The organism is Patescibacteria group bacterium (genome assembly GCA_023473585.1).
Classification (GTDB): domain Bacteria; phylum Patescibacteriota; class Microgenomatia; order JAMCYU01; family JAMCYU01; genus JAMCYU01.
This window is the reverse complement of record JAMCYU010000001.1, coordinates 16,192-37,559: the sequence shown is the minus strand read 5'-3', so window position 1 is coordinate 37,559 and position 21,368 is coordinate 16,192. Positions and strand designations below refer to the sequence as shown.

At 40.3% G+C, this 21,368-nt stretch carries 21 protein-coding genes; all 21 read left to right on the top strand.

The annotated features are described in order from the left end of the window. Positions 1–74: 74 nt before the first annotated feature. Positions 75–1,229, top strand: a complete 1,155-nt coding sequence (locus tag M1575_00180; protein MCL5095143.1) for a glycosyltransferase family 4 protein — start codon at positions 75–77, stop codon at positions 1,227–1,229. Further along, complete coding sequence (locus tag M1575_00175; GenBank protein MCL5095142.1) at positions 1,222–1,818, top strand: acyltransferase; 597 nt, start codon at positions 1,222–1,224, stop codon at positions 1,816–1,818. The genes M1575_00180 and M1575_00175 overlap by 8 nt, the downstream gene beginning before the upstream one ends. Position 1,819: 1 nt before the next feature. Continuing rightward, a complete protein-coding gene (locus M1575_00170; GenBank protein MCL5095141.1) occupies positions 1,820–2,713 on the top strand; it encodes a glycosyltransferase family 2 protein in 894 nt (297 codons plus the stop codon). Then, positions 2,688–5,681: an O-antigen ligase family protein gene (locus tag M1575_00165; protein ID MCL5095140.1), complete on the top strand. Its 2,994-nt coding sequence runs from the start codon at positions 2,688–2,690 to the stop codon at positions 5,679–5,681. Before M1575_00170 ends, M1575_00165 begins: the two co-directional genes overlap by 26 nt. Further along, positions 5,678–7,075, top strand: a complete 1,398-nt coding sequence (locus M1575_00160) for a glycosyltransferase family 39 protein (GenBank protein MCL5095139.1) — start codon at positions 5,678–5,680, stop codon at positions 7,073–7,075. Before M1575_00165 ends, M1575_00160 begins: the two co-directional genes overlap by 4 nt. After that, on the top strand, positions 7,072–8,232 hold the full coding sequence (locus M1575_00155; protein ID MCL5095138.1) for a glycosyltransferase family 4 protein: 1,161 nt from the start codon (positions 7,072–7,074) through the stop codon (positions 8,230–8,232). Before M1575_00160 ends, M1575_00155 begins: the two co-directional genes overlap by 4 nt. Further along, positions 8,183–9,097, top strand: a complete 915-nt coding sequence (locus tag M1575_00150) for a glycosyltransferase family 2 protein (GenBank protein MCL5095137.1) — start codon at positions 8,183–8,185, stop codon at positions 9,095–9,097. The genes M1575_00155 and M1575_00150 overlap by 50 nt, the downstream gene beginning before the upstream one ends. Before the next feature lie 12 nt (positions 9,098–9,109). Continuing rightward, on the top strand, positions 9,110–9,634 hold the full coding sequence (locus tag M1575_00145) for a glycosyltransferase (GenBank protein MCL5095136.1): 525 nt from the start codon (positions 9,110–9,112) through the stop codon (positions 9,632–9,634). Beyond that, positions 9,621–10,217 (top strand): glycosyltransferase family 4 protein, encoded by a 597-nt coding sequence (locus M1575_00140; GenBank protein MCL5095135.1) that lies wholly within the window; start codon positions 9,621–9,623, stop codon positions 10,215–10,217. Before M1575_00145 ends, M1575_00140 begins: the two co-directional genes overlap by 14 nt. Then, positions 10,214–10,672 (top strand): DUF192 domain-containing protein, encoded by a 459-nt coding sequence (locus M1575_00135; protein ID MCL5095134.1) that lies wholly within the window; start codon positions 10,214–10,216, stop codon positions 10,670–10,672. The genes M1575_00140 and M1575_00135 overlap by 4 nt, the downstream gene beginning before the upstream one ends. 28 nt (positions 10,673–10,700) lie before the next feature. Continuing rightward, positions 10,701–11,783, top strand: coding sequence for a glycosyltransferase (locus M1575_00130; GenBank protein ID MCL5095133.1), 1,083 nt, complete (start codon positions 10,701–10,703; stop codon positions 11,781–11,783). Then, positions 11,780–12,862 carry a sugar phosphate nucleotidyltransferase gene (locus M1575_00125; protein MCL5095132.1) on the top strand — a complete coding sequence of 361 codons (1,083 nt, stop codon included), beginning with the start codon at positions 11,780–11,782 and terminating at the stop codon, positions 12,860–12,862. The genes M1575_00130 and M1575_00125 overlap by 4 nt, the downstream gene beginning before the upstream one ends. 6 nt (positions 12,863–12,868) lie before the next feature. Next, complete coding sequence (locus tag M1575_00120) at positions 12,869–13,507, top strand: sugar transferase (protein MCL5095131.1); 639 nt, start codon at positions 12,869–12,871, stop codon at positions 13,505–13,507. Positions 13,508–13,552: 45 nt separating this feature from the next. Further along, positions 13,553–15,484, top strand: a complete 1,932-nt coding sequence (locus tag M1575_00115) for a DUF4012 domain-containing protein (protein ID MCL5095130.1) — start codon at positions 13,553–13,555, stop codon at positions 15,482–15,484. A 13-nt stretch (positions 15,485–15,497) separates the two neighbouring features. After that, positions 15,498–16,043, top strand: coding sequence for a DNA repair protein RecO (recO, locus tag M1575_00110; GenBank protein MCL5095129.1), 546 nt, complete (start codon positions 15,498–15,500; stop codon positions 16,041–16,043). A 14-nt stretch (positions 16,044–16,057) separates the two neighbouring features. Continuing rightward, positions 16,058–17,410: a glycine--tRNA ligase gene (locus M1575_00105; protein MCL5095128.1), complete on the top strand. Its 1,353-nt coding sequence runs from the start codon at positions 16,058–16,060 to the stop codon at positions 17,408–17,410. 4 nt (positions 17,411–17,414) lie between these two features. After that, complete coding sequence (locus M1575_00100; protein MCL5095127.1) at positions 17,415–17,882, top strand: hypothetical protein; 468 nt, start codon at positions 17,415–17,417, stop codon at positions 17,880–17,882. A 164-nt stretch (positions 17,883–18,046) separates the two neighbouring features. Continuing rightward, on the top strand, positions 18,047–18,442 hold the full coding sequence (locus M1575_00095; protein ID MCL5095126.1) for a hypothetical protein: 396 nt from the start codon (positions 18,047–18,049) through the stop codon (positions 18,440–18,442). A gap of 43 nt (positions 18,443–18,485) precedes the next feature. Beyond that, on the top strand, positions 18,486–19,385 hold the full coding sequence (gene rsmH, locus M1575_00090) for a 16S rRNA (cytosine(1402)-N(4))-methyltransferase RsmH (protein MCL5095125.1): 900 nt from the start codon (positions 18,486–18,488) through the stop codon (positions 19,383–19,385). Further along, positions 19,378–19,677 (top strand): hypothetical protein, encoded by a 300-nt coding sequence (locus M1575_00085; protein ID MCL5095124.1) that lies wholly within the window; start codon positions 19,378–19,380, stop codon positions 19,675–19,677. Before rsmH ends, M1575_00085 begins: the two co-directional genes overlap by 8 nt. Continuing rightward, the gene (locus tag M1575_00080) at positions 19,661–21,334 is read left to right on the top strand and encodes a penicillin-binding protein 2 (protein MCL5095123.1); all 1,674 of its coding nucleotides are present in this window, start codon (positions 19,661–19,663) and stop codon (positions 21,332–21,334) included. Before M1575_00085 ends, M1575_00080 begins: the two co-directional genes overlap by 17 nt. Positions 21,335–21,368 lie beyond the last annotated feature (34 nt).

Sequence of the window (21,368 nt, the reverse complement as noted above, 5' to 3'; positions counted from 1 at the left end):
AAGAACGTAGAAAATAAGGCTAAAAACTATATTACTTTAAAGCAATATAGTAAATCTCATAAAAGAATTTATTTATGCAAGACAAGACAAAAACTCTTTTAATTGGTGTTGATGGTAATGAGGCTAATTTCAAAACCAGGGTCGGAGTAGGCAGGTATGCCTTTGAATTGTTAAAACAATTCGACAGGTATCAAGAATCAAGTATTAATTATCAAGTATATTTAAAAAACAAGCCATCGATAGATTTGCCTAACGAGACCGAGCGGTGGAAATATAAAATCGTCGGCCCCAAAAAGTTATGGACGCAATTAGGCTTGCCCTTGGCGCTTTTGAAAAATAAGTTAAGTGAAAAAGAAAAGATTGACGTTTTTTTTACACCCACTCATTACGCGCCTCGATTTTGTCCCTTTCCCAGAGTCGTTTCCGTCATGGACCTTTCGTTTTTGAAATATCCGGAAATGTTTAAAAAAAGCGATCTTTATCAGCTTAAAAACTGGACCGCCTATTCGGTTAAAAAAGCCAGAAAGGTCTTAACTATCTCGCAAGCTTCGAAGCGTGATATAATTAAGTATTATCAAATAGCAGAAGATAAAGTAGTGGTGACGTATCCGGGACTGACACAAGTAACAAGTATTAAGTATCAAGTATTAAGTATGGAAGAGATAAAAAAGAAATACGGTATAGAAAATGACTACATTTTATCGGTGGGGACGCTGCAGCCGAGGAAAAACTTTGTTAAATTAATTGAGGCCTTTTCTTCTTTAAATCCCAATCCCTATACCCTGGTTATCGTCGGGAAGCCCGGCTGGCTTTATCGGGAGATTTATGAAGCGCCCCGCAAATTCGGCGTCGAAAGGAAGGTTAAATTTTTAGATTATGTGCCGGATGAGGATCTGCCAGCTCTTTATCAAAAGGCCAAATGTTTTGTTTTGGTCAGTCTTTATGAGGGATTCGGTTTGCCGGTTTTGGAAGCTTTAAACTATGGTTGTCCGGTTGTTACCTCAAATACTTCCAGTCTTCCGGAAGTGGTTGGCGAGGCGGGGATTCTGGTTGATCCTAACGATAGCCAAGACATTATCCAAGGCCTGGAAAAGGTCTTAACGATAGAGAGTGATGAAAGAATGGTGCTGATTGAAAAAGGGAAAATCCAGGCAAGTAAATTCAGCTGGGAAAAATGCGCCAAAGAGACGTTAAATGTTTTAAAACAAGTAGGAGAAAAACATGTTTAAAGATAAAAATGGTCTAGAACTAAGTTTCAGCCAGGCTTTGCTGAAAATTGTCAACCGGCTTTATAACTACTGGCTTGATTTTGAAATTATGATTTTGCGATTGATAGGACATGTGCCGTTGCACTTTGTCAGGCGTTGGGTTTATAAACTTGCCGGCGTGAAAATCGGCAAAGGCTCAATTATTCATATGTGGGCGAATTTTTTTGATCCCAAAGGCGTGACCATCGGCGAAGATACGATCATCGGCGATCATGTCTTTTTGGACGGCCGGGCGCCTCTTTCTATCGGCGATCATGTCGATATCGCCTCTCAGGTTCTTATTTATAACGCCAAACATAACATCCATAGTCCTGATTTTGAAGCGATCAGTGCACCCGTGACCATCGCTGACTATGTTTTTATCGGCCCGAGAGTGATGATTCAGCCCGGGGTTAAAGTGGGCAGGGGAGCGATTTTGGCCGCCGGCGCGGTGGTAACCAAAGACGTGCCTGAATTTACGGTGGTAGGTGGTGTTCCGGCCAAGCCGATTGCCGAAAGACAGCTTAAAGATCCCCAATACCGTCTGGGACGAGCCAGGCTCTTCCAATAATATGGCTGATCTTTCGATTATTATTCCCAGTTATAATACCTGCGACCTTCTTCTTAATTGTCTTGCCTCAATTTATCAAACGACAAACGGAGATTTTGAGATCATTGTCGTTGACAATGCCTCGGAAGATAAAACAGCGGCAGAGGTTGAGAAAAGATATGGGCAGGTTAAAATTTTAAAAAATCTAAAAAATCTGGGTTTTGCCAAAGCTGTCAATCAGGGACTAAGAGAGGCAAAAGGGACTTATCTTCTTATTTTAAATAGCGACACGTTAGTTTCTGAAAAAGCGATCGAGACGGAACTCTCTTTTTTACAAAATCATCAGGAAGTCGGGGTTGTTGGTTGTCAGATCAGGAACCTTGACGGTTCGCTGCAACCATCAGGAGGATTCCTGCCGAATTTATTTAATGTTTTTTTATGGATGAGTTTTTTGGATAATCTCGATTTTTTAAATCAGTTTCTTAAACCATATCATATGGATAATCTAAAGTTCTATACTCGCCAACAGGATTTAGGCTGGGTGACAGGCGCCTTTCTCTTGACCACCAGGGAAATGATCGAAAAAGTTGGTTATTTCGACGAAAAGATGTTTATGTACGTGGAGGAGGTTGATTGGTGTGCCAGGGCGAGTAAATTTGGTATAAAGATCGTTTTTAACCCCCAAGCTGGGGTCGTTCATCTTAAAGGTTCTTCCGCCAGGGACGATTTAGCGGGTATCGCTGAAGAATTTCAAGAGATTTTGTATTTTTTTAAAAAACACAAATCACCCTTACAGATGCCGATTTTAAGGTTTCTTTTAAAATCAGGAGCCTTGGTAAGATATGTTCTTTTTGGTATAATCGCTAAAGACCCGGAAGCAAAAAGAATTTATGCGAAAGCTTATAAATTGGCTTGACAATCATCTTTTAAAAATTGGCGTGGGTTTTTTATTGGCTTTTATCCCTTTATGGCCCAAATTACCCTTAATAGACGTTCCTCATACCTGGGTTTACATCAGACTCGAAGATATTTTCTTGACAGCCTTAGTTTTTATTTGGGTTCTTAACCTCTTAAAGGGGAGGTTGAGCCTAAAGACACCCTTAACTTTGCCGATTTTTCTTTACTGGTTAATTGGGGGAATTTCCCTTGTCTTTTCCCTGGTTTTTTTATCTTCCAGATTGTCAAATTTTTTCCCCAATGTCGCTATCCTTCACTGGGTGCGCCGGATTGAGTATATGGTCATTTTTCTGATTGCCTTTTCCACCGTTAAAAGTCTTAAAGATGTTTATCATTACCTCTTTATTTTGATCTTTACCGTTTTGGGAGTTTTATTCTACGGTTTTGGACAAAAATTGCTTGGTTTTCCGGCTTTTTTAACGATGAACGAAGAATTTGCCAAGGGAATTCCTCTTTATCTTCCTGAAGGCGCCCGAATTACTTCCACTTTTGCCGGACATTACGATCTGGCGGCCTATTTGGTTTTTGTCATTGCTATTTTGAGCGCGCTCATTTTCGGGGTCCAGAAAAAATTAGCCAAAATTGGTCTTTTAGGCATCGTTCTTTTGTGTTTATTTCTTCTTTTGTCTACCGCCTCAAGAGTTTCTTTTATGGTTTATTTAATAACCATGACCATCATGCTTTGGTGGCAGAAAAGAAAACTCCTAATTATTCCGGTTATTTTGGTCAGCATTCTTTTTATGAATATAACCAGTGGGGTGGGCGAGCGTTATTTAAAAACCTTTAGAGTTAAACAGGTGGTTTTTGATTTGCAGACAGGTAAACCAATTGCTACGGTTGACAAAATTGAAGACGGAAAGATTATCACGGAAGCAGAAAAAAGTCCGGCGGAGGAAAGTTTACCTGCCGGTAGCGGCTATATCGGGTTACCGACGACCGTCACAACGGCTCCCAAGACGATGACCGTTTCCATTATCAAGAAACAACCCCTGGCAACCACATCCGGTGAGGTTGCGTCTATTTCGGGAAGTTTCTTAATTCAAAAAGCCTTAGTTTATGATATTTCCCTAACGACTCGTATCCAGGGAGAGTGGCCCAGGGCGATTGCGGCTTTTAAAAGAAACCCTCTCTTGGGTACCGGTTATTCCTCAATTAATCTGGCCACCGATAATGATTATCTAAGGATGTTGGGAGAAACCGGGATTTTTGGCTTATTATCTTTTCTTTTTTTGATCGCGAACTTGGCGATTTTTATCAAATACGCCTTAAAAAAAATCACCCAGCCATTTCTTCGGAGTTTGGCGATCGGCGTTGCGGCCGGTTTTACGGGATTGGCTGTCAACGCCGTTCTTATTGATATCTTTGAGGCTTCCAAAGTGGCTTTTTCGATTTGGCTTATTTTGGGCATTACCCTTGGCGGTTTAAAACTCTATTACGAAGAAAAAATTCCCTTAATGAGCGAAATTAAAAAAATTCTCTTTTCGCCTCTTTTTTCCATAATTATTCTCTTTATTTTAACCTTTAGTTTTTTTGCCCACAGTTTAAATAATTATTTTGTCGGTGATGATTTCACCTGGCTTAGGTGGGCAGCCCAAAGCACTTTTAAGGATATTCCCTCGTTTTTTACAAACGCCGCTGGATTTTTCTATCGGCCGGTGCCGAAGATTATTTATTTAATTTCGTTTACTGTTTTTTGGCTTAAATCTTTCGGCTATCATTTGCTAAGTCTTATTTTTCATTTCGGAACGAGCGCCTTCTTATATCTTTTTACTCTTAAATCAAGTCGGAATAAATTATTGGCTGCTTTGGCAGCCCTTATCTTTTTAATCATGCCTTCTCATGGCGAGTCTCTTTTTTGGATTTCAACCATAGGCAATGACTTTGCCGCGCTTTTAATTATTGGCGGCTTGTATTTCTTCAGTTTATTCAGGCAAAACAATAAGAAAAGATATTATCTTTTCTCTTTTCTTTTGCTTTTATTGGCCATTTTGAGTTACGAAGGGGCGATTGTCGGACCGCTAATCATTCTTTGGTATGAACTGACCTTAGGGCAAAAAAGAATTAAATCACAGATTGCCTTTTTACTCTTGCTTCCAGCTTATCTGCTTTTAAGATCGTGGGCCGGGGCGCACGGTCTCTCTGGCGATTATAATTATAATCTGAATTTATTTTTTGCGAACAGCTTAGGCAATTTACTCGGCTATCTTGGATTAATTCTTACCGGTCCGAACTTTCTTTCGTTTTATGATTCCTGGCGCAATTTTGGCAGACAATATAAGAATATCTTCTTGCTGTTTTCCGGTCTTTCGATGGTTTTGGCGGTTATGATCTTTTGGTGGGGAAGAAGAAAAGTAAGATTTTCCTCGCTGGCAATTTTTAGTTTTGGTTTGGCAATACTCTCCTTATTACCCTTTCTTGGTTTGGGTAATATTACCGAACGTTATTCTTATTTAAGTTCATCAGGCGTGGCCATCATTTTGGGTCTGACCCTTTGTAAAATTTATGAGTTTTTTAGGAAAAAGAAAATCGTTTATGCGCTCTTGAGTTTAATCTTGATAATGGGATTGCTGACGAATTATTATCTTAGCGAATTGAACAAGACCAATAAAGACTGGTATAAAGCCGGGGAAATGAGCCTTAAACTTCTTTCGGGTTTAAGATTAAAATATATAACCTTAACCTACGGAAAAACTTTTTATTTTGTTGACGTCCCCATCAGAGAAGGAAGAGCCTGGGTTTTCCCGGTTGGTTTGGATGATGCTCTTTGGCATTCTTTCCGGGACGAGACGCTAAAAATTCAAACGGTTCCTTCCCTTGAACAAGCCCTTGATCTTCTGGACAAGACTCCGAATTCTCACGTTTTTGTTTTTGAAAAAGGTGAACTTCAGGAAGTCGTGCGTGAGGTCAAACAAGTACCGATTAAATGATAAAAACACGGATTTTATTTCTCGTCATTATTTTATTAGCTTTTGTTTTTAGACTCTACCGGCTTAATGGTCCGGTTGCGGATTGGCATTCTTGGCGTCAGGCCGATACGGCGGCGGTGGCGAGAAATTTTTTAAAATTTGGTTTTGACCCTCTTCGGCCTCGTTATGATGACCTCTCCAATATCCAATCGGGGAAAGATAATCTTTTGGGGTACAGGATGGTGGAATTTCCTGTTTACCAAACATTAGGGGTGGGATTATTTAAGTTGACGAAAATGATACCGGGGATGACGATCGAAATAGCACTGCGTTTAATCAGTATCCTGGCCTCATTAGGGACGGCGTTTTTTCTTTTTAGTCTTGCCAGAAAAAGAGGCGGAGACTTGGTTGCTTTTTGTACCCTTATTGTTTTTTGTTTTTTACCATACGGCATTTTTTACAGCCGGGCTATCCTGCCGGAAATGCTGGCGGTCTTTTTTGCTATCGGGGCTCTTTGGGTTTTTGATAAATCTTGGTTTAACGCCGCTATTTTATCGGGTTTAGCTCTTCTGACGAAACCTACTGCCGGTTTTCTTCTTTTGCCGTTAGTTTATTTTTGGTTGAGAAACCCTGTCTTCGGCGGCCGTTATTTTTTGAAACTTTTTCTTTTTTCCCTTTTCGCGGTTTTGCCGTTTTTGTTCTGGCGTTATTGGATTGGGCAATACCCGGAAGGGATTCCGGCTAACTTCTGGCTTTTAAATGACGGGAATATCCGTTTTTCCGGCGCTTATTTTTATTGGTTATTGGGAGAAAGACTGGCCAAGCTTATTTCTGGTTATTGGCTGATTGTCTTTTTAGTTATAGGTTTAATCTCTAAATCAACCGGTTCTCAAAAAACGAATCTGTTCCTCTTGGCAGGAACCGTTCTCTACGCGCTTGTTTTTGCCCGCGGCAATGTTCAGCATGATTACTACCAAATTTTATGGCTACCGATCCTGGCCATTTTTTTGGGCCAGGGGATGGCGGTTTTATTGAGCAAAAATAACAATTTCCAGCGTTTATCCAGTTTGACGATGGTGCTTTTCTGTTTTCTTTTAGGAACCCTGCTCTCCTGGCGGGAGATAAGAAGTTATTACTGGATTAATAATCCGGCGATTGTTGAGGCCGGTTTGGCAACGGATAAATTAATACCCAAAGACGCTAAAGTTATTGCTCCCTACGGGGGCGATACGGCTTTTTTATACCAGACAAATCGTCAAGGTTGGCCAGTGGGTTTTGAGATCGAGAAAAAAATAACTTTGGGAGCAGATTATTATGTCAATACCAATGTCCCCGATTTGGAAACTCAATACGTCCTCAAAAAATGGACACCCATTGTCACCAACGATCGTTTTGTGATTGTAAAACTTAGATGAGAATTCTTTTTTTGACGCCGACTTTGCCATGGCCGCTCTTAAGCGGCGGTCAGATAAGAGCCTACCATCTTCTACAAGCCCTAAAGCGAAATCATCGGGTGACGCTGGTTTCTTATATCCGTCAGGATAACGAAAGACAATATCTTGACGAGTTGACAAAAATTTGCGACGAGATTCATTTAATTAAAAGACAATATAAACCCTGGACGCTTCAAGCTTTGGGCAAAACCTTATTTTCCACAAAACCCTTAATCATGAATCTTTATAAGACAAAAGAATTACGAGCCGATTATTTTCTTGGAATAGAGGCCATTTATTGCGAGTGTTTTTATTTAATGGATAAAATTCCCGAACTTTCTTTGCCGATATTCTTAAGCGAACAAAATATCGAATATTTAGCCTATAAGCGATACAGAGATAATTTGCCCTTTTGGCAAAAAATCATCCTTTGGTTGCCGATGCAAATAGATCTTTTTAAAATGGAAATTTGGGAAAAACGGATGTGGCGAAAAGCGACCAAAATCGCTGTCATGTCGGCAGCCGATAAAAAAATTATCGAAGAAAAAACAGAAAGAGGAGACGTTGAAATCATTCCTAACGGCGTTGACACCGGAAGCTTTAAAATGTTAAGGGAGCGAGCTTTGGGGATTAAAAATGTTTTATTTATCGGCAATTTCTCCTGGTTTCAAAATTTACAGGCCGTTGAGTGGCTGGTTAAGGAAATCTTTCCGCAAATTAAAAAAAGAGTCCCCGAGGCACAACTTCTCATTGTCGGTCAAAATCCGCCGGCCTGGCTTAAACGTTTAGAAAAAAAAGATATTCTTATTGACGAAACGGTCAAAGATATTAAAGAAGCCTACCAAAAAGCCGCGGTTCTTTTGGCGCCTTTAAAAAGCGGCGGCGGAACAAAATACAAAATTTTGGAGGCCATGGCCAGTGGTGTTCCGGTGGTGACGACGCCCGTTGGCCAGGAAGGCTTTGATCAGGATTCTCTGATTGTTCGTGACAGTACCGATGAGTTAGCCAAGGTAACGATTGATCTTATGAATCATCCGGAGACATACGAAGCGATGATTAAACGAGCCAGAGAACTGGTTGAAGAAAATTATGACTGGCAAATTATCGCCGAAAAGCTGGAGAACTTTCTCAAAAGTTGAAATGATCAAACTCTCAATTATCGTTCTTAGCTATAATACCAAAGATTTAGTCATTCGCTGCTTACAATCGGTTGAGGCAGCGGTTAAAGGACTAGAGAGTGTTGAGATTATCGTGGTGGATAACGGCTCAACGGATAATTCAGTAGAAAGCATTAAGGTTGAAGACGAGAAAATACAGATTATCGAAAATGGAAAGAATTTGGGGTTTGCCAAAGGCAATAATCTTGGTCTTAAAAAAGCAACAGGAAAATTTATTTTACTTTTAAATTCGGATACGCTTTTGGAAAAAGATACGATCCATAAGATGCTAAAATTTATGGAGGAAAACCCTCAAATTGGTGTCGCCACCTGTCGGGTGGAATTTCCCGACGGCTCTCTTGATCCGGCGTGTCATCGGGGTTTTCCCACGCCGTGGGCTTCTTTATCGTATTTTTTGGGCCTGGAAAAACTTTTTCCGAAATCCAGGCTTTTCGGCCAATATCATTTGGGTTACTTACCGATTGATAAACCTCACGAAATTGATTCACCTTCCGGCGCCTTTTATTTCTTAAGAAGAGAAGTTATTGAGAAAGTCGGGTTTCTGGACGAGGATTATTTTATGTACGGCGAAGATCTTGATTGGTCATACCGAATAAAACAGGCCGGCTTTAAAATTTTTTATTATCCAGGTGCAAAAATTACCCATTTTAAAAAACAAAGCGGCCGAGCCAGTGAAGAGAATAAGATAAGAAGAGAAACAAAAGAATATTTTTACGAAACGATGAAAATCTTTTACCGGAAACACTATCTAAAAAAGTATCCGTCTTTACTGAACTTTTTAATGATGGTGGGAATTGAAATAAAAAAAGCACTAAGTAACAATTAGAAAGTTTTTAGTATGAAAATCGGAATTGATGCCAGATTATGGAAACAAACGGGTGTCGGTCGTTACGTTCAGGAACTGACAAGCAATTTGGCAAAAATTGACCAAAAAAACCATTATCTTTTGTTCTTTGCCAAGAATGAGTTTGAGGAATTTAAACTTCCCGGACCTAACTTTGAAAAAATGATTATTGATATCCGCTGGCATAGCTTGAAAGAACAAATAGTCATGCCCTATCTTTTATGGCGGGAAAAATTGGACCTTGTCCATTTTCCCTATTTCTCCGTGCCTATCTTTTATCCGGGAAAGTTTATTGTCACCATTCATGATTTAATCCTGGACCATTTTGAGACCGGCAAAGCCTCGACTTTGCCCCTTTTTCTCTATAAACTTAAAAGGTTGGGTTATAAACTGGTCATGTGGGTTGCTCTTCACCGGGCCGTTAAGGTCATCACGGTTTCGGAAACAACCAAACGGGAAATTATAAAGCACTATCATCTCAATTCGGAAAAAATAGCGGTAACTTATGAAGCAGCCTAATATAATACCAAATACTAAATACCAAATACTAAATACCAAATACTTTTTATATGTAGGCAATGCCTATCCCCATAAAAACCTTGAACGCCTGCTTGAAGCAATCGCCAGTATTAAGTATTCAGTATTGGGTATTAAGTTAATTCTTGTCGGCGGAGAAGACCATTTTTACAAACAGCTCAAGAAGAAAGTTGAAGTCATGGGATTAACTGAGTCGGTGAGTTTCTATGGGCCGGCCAAAAGGGAAGAATTAACGAGTCTTTACCAAAAGGCTTTGGCCCTAGTTTTTCCTTCCTTAATGGAGGGTTTTGGTTTGCCAGGCTTAGAAGCGATGGCCAGCAGCTGCTTAGTTGTTTGCTCGGATATTCCGGTTTTTCGAGAGATCTACGGTGAAGGAGCTTTATACTTTGATCCCCAGAACCCCAAGGATATAGCAGAAAAGCTTAAGATGGTTTGTTCTAATGTTTTAAAACAACAGAACAAAGAAGAAATGATCAGAAAAGGGCAAGAGCAGGTTAAAAAATATTCCTGGGATAAGTTGGCCAGAGAAACGTTTAAAATCTATCAGGAGGTAAGTAATTTATGATGAAAAATTCAGGGTTGATTTTTCTTTTTCTCCTGACTCTTGTTTTGGGCTTTGTTGCCGGGTTTAAATTTTTAATAATCTCCGAAGATAAGCGGCAAAAAGTGATGATCAAGAAGGAAACGATTTATGTTGAAGTGGCCAAAGACCCCCTGGCGATTGCTCATGGACTGTCCGACAGAGAGAGTTTAGCCAAAGACTCCGGAATGTTGTTTGTTTTTGGAACAAGCGGTAATTATCCTTTTTGGATGGACAAAATGCGATTTAATCTTGATTTTATCTTTCTTAATGAGGGCATCGTGGTTGATCTTTCCGAAAACGTGTCTTTTCCGAAAAAAGACGAAAAGCCGCAAATTATTAGGGCGAAACAAAATTTTGATAAAGTTTTAGAGGTTAATCAGGGTTTGATAAAAAAGCTTAAGATTGAGATTGGGGATAAGGTCGAATTTTTTCTTTGAGCTGCAAATCTGTTAAAATAAGTGGGTGATGGAGATTGCCTTAGTTTACGACCGCGTCAACAAAATTGGCGGGGCCGAAAGACTTCTTTTAGCTTTACACGAGATCTATCCCCAAGCGCCGCTTTATACTTCTGTTTATGATCCTGAAGGGGCGCCGTGGGCCAGCGTTTTCCCAAAAATTATCCCCTCATTTTTACAAAATTTTCCCTTTGCCAAAAAACACCACGAGTTTTATGCTCCCTTAATGCCTTTGGCTTTTGAAAGCTTTGATTTTAATAAGTATGATCTGGTGATTTCGGTGACCTCTGAAGCCGCCAAGGGTATTATCACGACGCCCAAAACAGAACATCTTTGTTATTGTCTAACGCCGACACGGTATCTTTGGCAATCGTATGAGGACTACTTTAAGAATTCTTTATGGAGGATGGTAACGAAACCTTTAGTTACGAAACTAAGAATTTGGGATCAAATTGCCAGTGCCAGACCAGATATCTACCTTGTGATTTCAAAGAACGTGGCGAAGCGTCTTAAAAAATATTATGGACGGGAGGCAGAAGTGATTTATCCACCCGCAGACATCAATAAGTTCAAACCGCCAGCTGACGAACAAAAGTCAAAATTTTTCCTCGTGGTTTCAAGACTAGTTCCTTATAAAAGGATAGACATTGCGATTGAGGCTTTCAATAAATTAGGCTTGCCCTTAAAAATTATCGGATCTGGCGTTGAAGAAAAAAAATTAAAACTAATGGCAAGGGGAAACATTGAATTTTTAGGCCAAAATTTGACAGACAGTCAACTTTTATCTTACTATCAAAATTGTCGGGCAATTATCTTGCCCGGCGAAGAAGATTTTGGTTTGGTACCAATCGAAGCTTTGGCTTGTGGGAAACCGGTCATTGCCTATCAAGGCGGAGGAGCTTTAGAGACAGTTGTTGCGGGCGTGACCGGAGAATTTTTTTCACCGCAAGAAGCCCAAGCTTTAGAAAAAGTCGTGAGGGTTTTTGCGGAGCAAAAATACCGTCCCGAGGTTTGTCGAAAACAAGCGGAAAAATTTTCGAAAGAAAATTTCCAAAAAAACTTTAAGAAATTTATGGAAGGAGTCAGTCAATGAAAGCGGTTATTTTTGCCGGAGGTGTAGGAACAAGGCTTTGGCCCTTATCGCGGAAATCATATCCTAAACAGTTTGAAAAAGTCATCGGCGAAAAATCAACCTTACAGCTGGCAGTTGACCGTTTATTTCCCGACTTTGGATGGAAAGACATTTATATTTCTACCGGCAGCGACTATATTAAATTAGTTCAACAGCAATTACCAAAACTACCGCGAGAAAATATTATTGGTGAACCCCAAATGCGTGATGTTGGTCCAGCCGTCGGTTTAGCGACGGCTATTTTAGCCAAAGAATCACCCGATACTCCCATGGTTATTCTTTGGAGTGATCACTTGGTGAAAAAAGAAGAGTTTTTTAGAAAAATCTTAAAAACAGCGGAAAAAAGAATCATCAAAAATCCCCAAAAGATAATTTTTATTGGCCAAAAGCCCCGTTTTGCCAGTCAAAATTTAGGCTGGATTGAACATGGCGTAAGAATTGACAAAGAAGACGACGTTGAAATTTATAAATTTAAAAGTTTTCGCTACCGTCCCGAACTTGATTTGGCGGAAAAATATTTTAGAAGCGGACGCCATTCCTGGAATTTGGGTTATTTCGTCACCACCCCGAGATTTTTATGGAATCAATATAAAAATTCGGTTCCGAAAATGTTTCATGACCTATCTTTGATTCAAACTGCCTGGGGAACAGCGGAATTTAAAACGATTCTCAATAAAATTTATCCGCAAATCGAAAAAATTAGCTTCGACAACGCGATTTTAGAAAAACTAGATCCCAAAACCGCCCTTGTTATTTCTGAAAATTTAGAATGGAGTGATGTTGGCGCCTGGGAAGCTTTAAAAGAAGCTCTGCAAACCTCAACAGAGCAAAACGTGACCTCTGGCAAAGTGCTTTTAAAAGACTGCCGGGACTGTTTGGTTTATAACTATACTAACCAGCTGGTAACCACGATTGATCTTGACGGGCATTTGGTGATTAATACCAATGACGTTGTTTTGGTCTGTCATAAAAATTCGGTTCCGAAAATTAAAAAATTAGTCGAAGAGATTTCCGGCACCGAAAACAGTCATTTAACTTAGTTTAATATGTCTTTTGATTTTTTAAAAAGAACGATTGATATTTTAGGCGCCCTTATTTTGGGTCTTATTTTTTCCCCCATTTGTTTGGTGACGGCTATCGCCATTAAATTGGATTCTCCTGGTCCGATACTGGCTGACACACCCAAACGGGTTGGTCAAAACGGCAAGCTTTTTAAGCTTTACAAGTTCCGCTCCATGATTGTTAATGCCCATAAACTTTTAAGAACCAATCCGCAACTTAAAGATCTTTACGAGCAATATAAGAAAGAAAGTTACAAACTTAAAGAAGATCCCCGGGTGACCAGAGTTGGTAAATTTATCAGGAAGCATTCTTTGGACGAAATCCCACAATTAATTAATGTTTTAAAAGGAGACATGAGTTTGGTTGGGCCAAGACCATACTATCCTGATGAACTGGAAGACCAGCAAAAAAAATATCCCCAAACGCAAAAACTGGTTAAGATTGTTCTTTCCGTCAAGCCTGGGATTACGGGAGCCTGGCAGGTTTCCGGCAGGTCGGAAGTCAATTTCGACAAAAGAATCTGTATGGATGCCGAATACGTGAACAGACGCAATCTTTTAGACGACCTTTTGATTTTAATTAAAAGTCCCTGGGCGATGATTTCAGGAAGAGGGGCGATTTAAAAATTGCCAATTTACAATTTTAAATTTACCCTTTAAGATAGAAATATGGACGAAAATATTCCCCAGATTAATTTAGAAACCGAAGTTAAGATAAAACCCAAAGGGAGATTTTCCTTGAGACTTTCTAAAAAGAAGCTATTTTCTTTTCTTGGCGTCTTCGTCCTTATAGGTTTGGTAATATTTTTTACGGTCGTTTTACCGTTAAGAACCGTTTACAATCAAGGATTGGTGACCTACAAAGTTGCCAGAGAAACCTACGATGTTTTGAAAAATCAGGATATTGATGCGGCTAAAGGAAAACTTAAAAGTACTCACGCAGAACTTCTACTGACTCAAAATAAATACCAGGCTTTATCCTGGACAAAAAATCTCCCCCTTTTGGGAAGTTATTGGCGGGATGGTGATCACCTCATTAGGGCCGGTTTGGCCGGGGTTGAGTCGGGACAAATAGCGATTGAGGCGATTTTGCCCTATACCGACCTTTTAGGTCTTAAAGGGGGTTCGACTTTTGTTTCAAAGTCAACCGACGAGCGGATTCAAACGGCGGTGGCGACCATGGATAAGTTAACGCCGAAATTAGGCGAATTTTCCCAAAAACTGGAAATTATTAATCGGGAAATCGCCGAAATTGACGAAAACAGATATCCTGAAAAGCTTAATAAATTTGCACCTAAAAGCCAAATTGCCAAATTTAAAAGTCTAATTAAAGAAACCACCAGTCTTTTTATTACTTCAAAGCCGCTTTTGGAAATTGCCCCGGGACTTTTGGGAGAACCGGAAGCGAAAAGGTATTTAATTCTTTTCCAAAATGATAAAGAATTACGGCCAACGGGCGGTTTTATTACGGCCTACGCTCTTTTCAAGATTGAAAAAGGGAAAATGAAAGCGGAAATCGCTGACGATATTTATAAACTTGACAGCCTAAATCCCGGTAAATTTCCCGCGCCAAAGCCAATTGCCGAGAATCTTAAAGTCACAAAACTTTTCTTAAGAGACAGTAATTTTGAACCTGATTTTTCCGTTTCGATGCAAAAGTTTGAGGATATCTATAAGTCAATTTACGGGAAATTAAATTACGACGGTATCATTACCGTCGATACCCATGTTTTAGTCGAGGCCATGAAAATTTTGGGTCCGATCCCTGCCTATAATACCAATTTTACCGTCGAGCCGGACAAACGCTGCGACGGCTGTCCCAATGTCATTTACGAGCTTGAAGAATACGCCGGGCAAAGAGTCGGCCACACCAGAGAAAACAGAAAAGACATCTTGGGCGTTTTACTTTACCAGATTATGCAAAAAGCCCTGGGTGTTTCCCCGGGACAGTATTGGGGGAAATTATTCCAAATGGGACTTCAGGAAATCCAGGAAAAACATATTTTAGTTTACATGCACGACGAAACGGCTCAAAAAGGCGTTGAATCCTTTAATTTAGGCGGGAGAATCAGAGATTTTGACGGTGACTATCTTTATGTTAACGATGCCAATTTAGGGGGAGCCAAGTCAAATATGTTTGTCCAACAGTCGGTTAAGCAGGAATATGAAAAACAAGGCGACGGTTCCCTCGTCAAGACGGTGACGATCACCTACAAAAATCCCGCTGCCAATTCTCCGGGTTGTAATCTTGAACGGGGCGGTTTATGCTTAAACGGGCCGATGCTTAACTGGCTGCGGGTTTATGTTCCCAAAGGAAGTGAACTTATTGACCTTAAGGGTTCGGAAGACAAGGCCGTAGTCAGTGAGGCTTACGGAAAAACCTATTTTGAAGGCTTTTTAACGATTAAACCTCAAGGAACGGCTCAGGTTGTTGTCAAGTATAAATTACCTTTTAAGGTGGAAAAAAACAGCAAAGATTTAAAACTTCTCATCCAAAAACAACCCGGTACGGACGCCAACGAATACACACTCTTTGTTAACGGTCAGGAACAGGATAAATTCCCTCTTAAAACCGATAAAGAACTTAAATTCGCCCTATAACCAGCCCACCCAAATGGATCGTACTTATAAAACCCAAGCCGTTATTCTTGCCAGAAAAAATTTCGGGGAGGCAGACCGGATTTTAATTTTATTTACCAAACATTACGGCAAAATTCGCGTTCGGGCTCCGGGGATAAGAAAAACGATCAGTCGGAAATCCGCCCATCTGGAACTTTTTAATCTGAGCAATCTTTTTTTAGCTGCGGGTAAAAATCTGGATATTGTGACCGAAGCAGAAACGGTCAATTCCTTTCAAGGAATCAGAAAAGATTTGAAAAAAATCAGCCTCGCTTATTATTTTTGTGAATTGGTTGATGGTCTTTGTGCCGAAAGAGAGGAAAATCAGGAAGTTTTTAATTTAATAATAGAAGCGTTTAAAAAATTAGAAATTGCCGGCGACGATAATCTGAAAGATGATTTCAGCTGCCGGCTTTTGTGGAATTTAGGCTTTTTGGCAAAAGACAAAAGATTAGAAGGCTTCGATCTTGAAAGCTTTATTGAAAATCTTTTGGAGAGAAAAATCAAAAGCCAGCGTCTCTTGAGAAAAATAGGGGAATAAGTTATATTTAGTTTATGTCTGATTTAATGGAAAAAATTACTGCTCTTTGTAAAAGGCGGGGTTTTATTTTTCCCGGCAGCGAAATTTACGGCGGTTTTGGCGGCTTTTGGGACTATGGGCCTTTGGGAGTCGAACTTAAGAATAATCTTAAAAAGGAATGGTGGAAGAGCATGGTTTACCAAAGGGATGACATGGTGGGTTTGGATGCCGCCATTATTATGAATCCCCAGGTTTGGGAAGCATCGGGGCATACGAAACATTTCTCAGACATGATGATAGAGTGTAAAGTATGTAATAAAAGGTTCAGGGTCGATAAGATACCAGGAGCAATAATTTATAAAGAATATATAAAAATTCCAAGTAATACTCCTTGTCCGAGTGGGGGACATGATTTTGAGGGAGATTATCTTAGAATTTTGTCCAAAGGAGAAAAAGAATATAAACCACGAGATTTTAATTTATTAGTCGAAACTTATTTTGGAGTAGTTGATAAAACTAAAGCTTATCTGCGGGGAGAAATTACCCAGGGCGTTTTTGTCAATTTTAAAAACGTCGTTTCCTCAACCAGAATTAAAATTCCCTTTGGGATTGCGCAAATCGGTAAAGCCTTCAGAAACGAAATCACCCCAGGGAACTTTACTTTCCGTTCCAGGGAATTTGAACAGATGGAACTTGAGTATTTTATTAAGCCCGAAGAAAAAGAAGGCGAGCAAATTTTTAATTATTGGAAGGAACAAAGACTAAACTGGTATTTGTCGCTGGGGATTAAAAAAGAAAACCTGCGTTTTCGGGAACATGCTCCCGACGAACGGGCTCATTACGCCCGAAAAGCCGAGGATATTGAATACCAAGCGCCGTTTGGGTGGAGTGAGTTTGAGGGGATTCATCACCGGGGCGATTTTGATTTGGGTAACCATAAACTGACCTATAAAGACGAAACGACTGGGGAGGAGTATACGCCCTGGGTTATCGAAACTTCGGGCGGAGTTGATCGGGCGACGCTGTTTCTTTTAATTGACGCCTATCATGAGGATAACGGCCGGGTTGTTTTAAAAATTAATCCCAAACTGGCGCCTTACAAGGTTGCCGTTTTCCCGCTTTTGGCCAATAAACCCGAATTGATTAAAGCGGCCCGTGATATCTACTCTGAACTCCGAACCCAGTTCTATGTTGCTTGGGACGATCGGGGCAACATCGGTAAGCGTTATTTTGCTCAGGATGAAATCGGGACCCCCTGGTGTGTAACCGTCGATTTTGAAACACTTAAGGATCAGGCCGTGACGGTGAGGGATAGAGACACGACCAAACAGGAAAGAGTGAAAATTGATTTATTAAAAGAATATTTTTTAAAGAAATTGGAGGGGTAAAAAAATGACGAAAAAAGCTGTCCTGGTTTTTATTCCTATCGTTGTTATCCTTATCGGTTTGTTCGTTTTTTTACGTGTCCGGTCGACCCTTACGACTACTCAAACTAATCCCCAATCGGCTCCCAAAAAAAGCTTTACCTTACCGGAGAATTTGGAAAAAGAAGCGGAAATTGACCTTGCCCCGCGTTTTGATAAAAAAGCCGTTAATTTAAAAATCAGCAAAATTCCCGAAGGGGTTTCAGTCATTGAGTACGAACTGGCTTATGAGGCCAAAGGAGGCTTACCCAGAGGTGTTTTGGGCAAAATTGAGGTTAAGAGCGGTCAGACGACGATCTTAAGAGAGATCTTGTTGGGAACCTGCTCGAAGAATGTTTGCGTCTATGATGAAGGCGTGACTAAGGTTTCCTTAACCTTAAAGTTTACGAGGATTGCCGGTCAGAGTACGGGTTTTACCCAGGAATATCAACTGTGAAAACTTAAGGATTTCCCGTTAGTGGGCTAATGCTTCGGAAAACCCCATTCGTAGTGTGGTCTTCTCGATAACCTTTTTCCTCTTTTTACCTCTTGACAAGCCGTGAAAAAGGTATCAAAATGGAATAAATAGGAATAAAACGTAGCACAAAGGGAGTAAGAAGGATGTTTTTAGGAACTTACGAGGCAAAATTAATTGGGAAAAACCGCTTGGCGATGCCTTCAAAAATTCGTGATGAAATAAGAGGTGAGCGAATTGTTTTAACGATCGGCTTTGAAGAATGTATTTTTGGTTTTAGGGAAAAAGATTGGGAAGAAGTCGTTAGGCCGGAGCTGACGCGTCCTTTTTTTTCCGACCCGGAAAGCCGAAACTTAAGAAGAAAAATGTCCTACAATGCCCAGATCATTGATTTAACAACTTTAGGAAGATTCGTGATGCCGGAAACGATGGCTAAATATGCCGGGGTCAATAAAGAAAAAGTAACGATCATCGGCGCGGCCGATCACTTTGAAATCTGGGATAGTCAAAAGTGGCAAGAATACGCTAAGAATTTAAAATAAAAAGAGATAAGAGAAAAAGACGAGAGCGTGGATAAGTCAAAAAATGGCAACGAATAATTATCATACACCGGTACTTTTGTCTGAAGTCACTAAGGGTTTAAACATAAGAAAAGGCAAGAAATATATCGATGCCACACTGGGAGGAGGAGGACACGCTCTAGAGATTCTTAGAAACAAGGGTCTTGTTTTAGGCATAGATTGTGATCCCGAGGCGCTGGAAGAAGTTAGGGAAAAAGTTAAAAGTTTAGACAGGGAAAGTCTCAATAATTTAATCCTTGTTAAAGAAAACTTTGCACATTTAAAAAAGATCGCTGAAAGACATCACTTTAATAAAGTCGCCGGTATTTTATTTGACCTAGGTCTTTCCAGTCATCAACTGGAAACCCCAGGACGCGGTTTTTCGTTTAATTCTGAGGCGACTTTAGACATGCGTATGGATCCGCAACTTTCGGTTACGGCAAAAGATTTAATTAACGGTTTAACCGAAGGAGAACTTTATGAACTTTTTAAAAAATATGCTGAGGAAGACGATTCTTGGAGAATTGCTCGCGCTGTTTCTCGCGCCCGTACCTTAAAACCGATTACAACTTGTGATGAATTAGCCGATATTCTTGTCAAAGCAAAAGGAAGAGACAAATTCGAACGAATTCATCCGGCCACCAAGGTTTTTCAGGCTTTGAGAATGGTCGTTAATGACGAGCTTAATAATTTGAAAGGAGCCTTACCGCAGGCCGTAGATCTTTTAGAAAATGGAGGCAGATTAGTCGTTTTATCTTTTCACTCTCTGGAAGATAGAATTGTCAAAAATTTTTTCAAAGAAGAGGAAGAACAGGGTGTTTTAAAAATTTTAACCAAAAAACCGATTGAGCCAACCGATGCGGAAAGAAAAAGAAATCACAGATCACGGAGTGCCAAATTAAGAATCGCCGAAAAATATGAATAAACTAGCCAAACTAACAAAAACAATTCTTGTCTTAAATGTCATTTTACTGCTTTTACAAGTTTTCGTGGCTAATCGTTTAACCACGGCCGGATTAACCTTGAGCCAAACAGAGAATGAGACTATGATTTTAAGAGACGAAAACGAGTTTCTTGAGAGAAAAATTGCCTCTTTTTCTTCTTTAGTTTCGGTTTCGCAAAAAGCGGCTGAAGCGGGATACACTAAACCAAAACTTTACTATCTTGTTTCCGAAGTCCCGGTAGCCTTAGAGAATTTAAATGTCGCGGCGAAGTAAACTGCTTTTTTTCTTTTTTTTGGTAACCTTTTTTCTAATTGTCTGCCGTTTGTTTTGGTGGCAAATTGTTTCGGGTGAAACTTTAAAAATCCAGGCAGAAAAACAATATTACGAAGTTTTACAATTGCCTGCGAGTCGTGGGGAAATTCTAACCGGTGAAGGTTTTCCGTTGGTTGCGAACGAAAAAGCCTATCTCCTTTTTGCCGAAGTTAAAAAAATTAAAGATTCCAACTTTGCCTCAAAAATTGCGGACGTTTTAGAAGTTCCGGTCGCTTCTCTCTCCGCCAAGCTTAATCCCGATCTTTATTGGGTTGCCTTGGGGCATAAAATTTCCCAGGAGAAAGCCGAGGAGATTAAAAATCTTAAACTTGCCGGTCTGGGCCTAAGTTTTGAGCCGAGACGTTTTTATTCGGAGGCCTCAATGGCGGCTCATCTTTTGGGTTTTGTCGGCAGTGACACCGATGGCAAGGACAAGGGTTATTTTGGTTTAGAAGGTTTTTATGATCGTGAGCTTCGTGGTAAAGAAGGCAATTTACGTCAGGAAAAAGACGTCAGGGGAGCGCCGATTTTATTGGGTGAGGTCAGTGAGGAAAAAGCTAAAGACGGTCGGGATTTAATCTTGCATCTTGATCGGACAGTCCAATTTGTGGCGGAAAAAAAACTTAATGAAGCCATCAAAAGATACGGAGCGAAACAGGGCAGTGTGGTTATCATGGATCCGGAAACGGGGGGAATTTTGGCGATGGCGTCTTTTCCGGCTTATGATCCTTTTAAATATAATTTATTCTCTTCGGAGCTTTTTAAAAATCCGGTTGTCGCCGATCTTTATGAGCCGGGTTCAACTTTTAAGGTGATCACCATGGCGATAGCCCTTAATGAAGGTCTGATTAGGCCTTCCGATATTTTTCAGGATAATGGTCCGTTGGTTGTCGGCGATTACACGATTAAGACCTGGAATGAAAAATATCACGGGGCCGAAACCGTGACGCAAATTCTCGAACGCTCCTGTAATACCGGTATGGTTTTTTTAGGAAGAAAAATTGGCCGTGACAAGATGGTTGATTATTTCAAAAAGTTTGGATTGGGAGAAAAGACCGGCATTGATCTTGAAGAAGAGGAAGAATCGCCGTTAAGGCCAAAAAGCGAATGGAAAGAAATCGACTTGGCCACGGCTTCTTTTGGACAAGGGATTGCCCTAACACCCATTAAAATGCTTCAAGCCGTCGCTTCTTTGGCCAATGGCGGTAAACTCTTAGAGCCTCATGTTATGGCCTCAATCAAAGATAAAGAAGGCAGAAAGATCGAAATAAAAACTAAAGTTTTAGATCAAGTTTTGAAAAAAGAAACGACCGTAGCTTTACGGGAAATGATGGTGGCGGCTGTGGATAACGGCGAAGCGAAGTGGGCTAAGCCTAAAGGTTTTCGTATCGCCGGCAAAACCGGAACCGCGCAAATTCCCGTGGCCGGCCATTACGATGACAAAAGAACCATTGCTTCTTTTGTCGGTTTTGCGCCGGCTGACAAACCTAAATTTGTGATGTTGGTTCGTTTAACCGAGCCGACAAGTTCTCCGTGGGGTTCAGAAACCGCGGCGCCTTTATTTTTTGACATCTCAAAAGAGCTTTTTACCTATTACGGTATTTCACCTACGGAATAATGAGGAAGGATAAATCTTAAGTTTTTTCCATAAC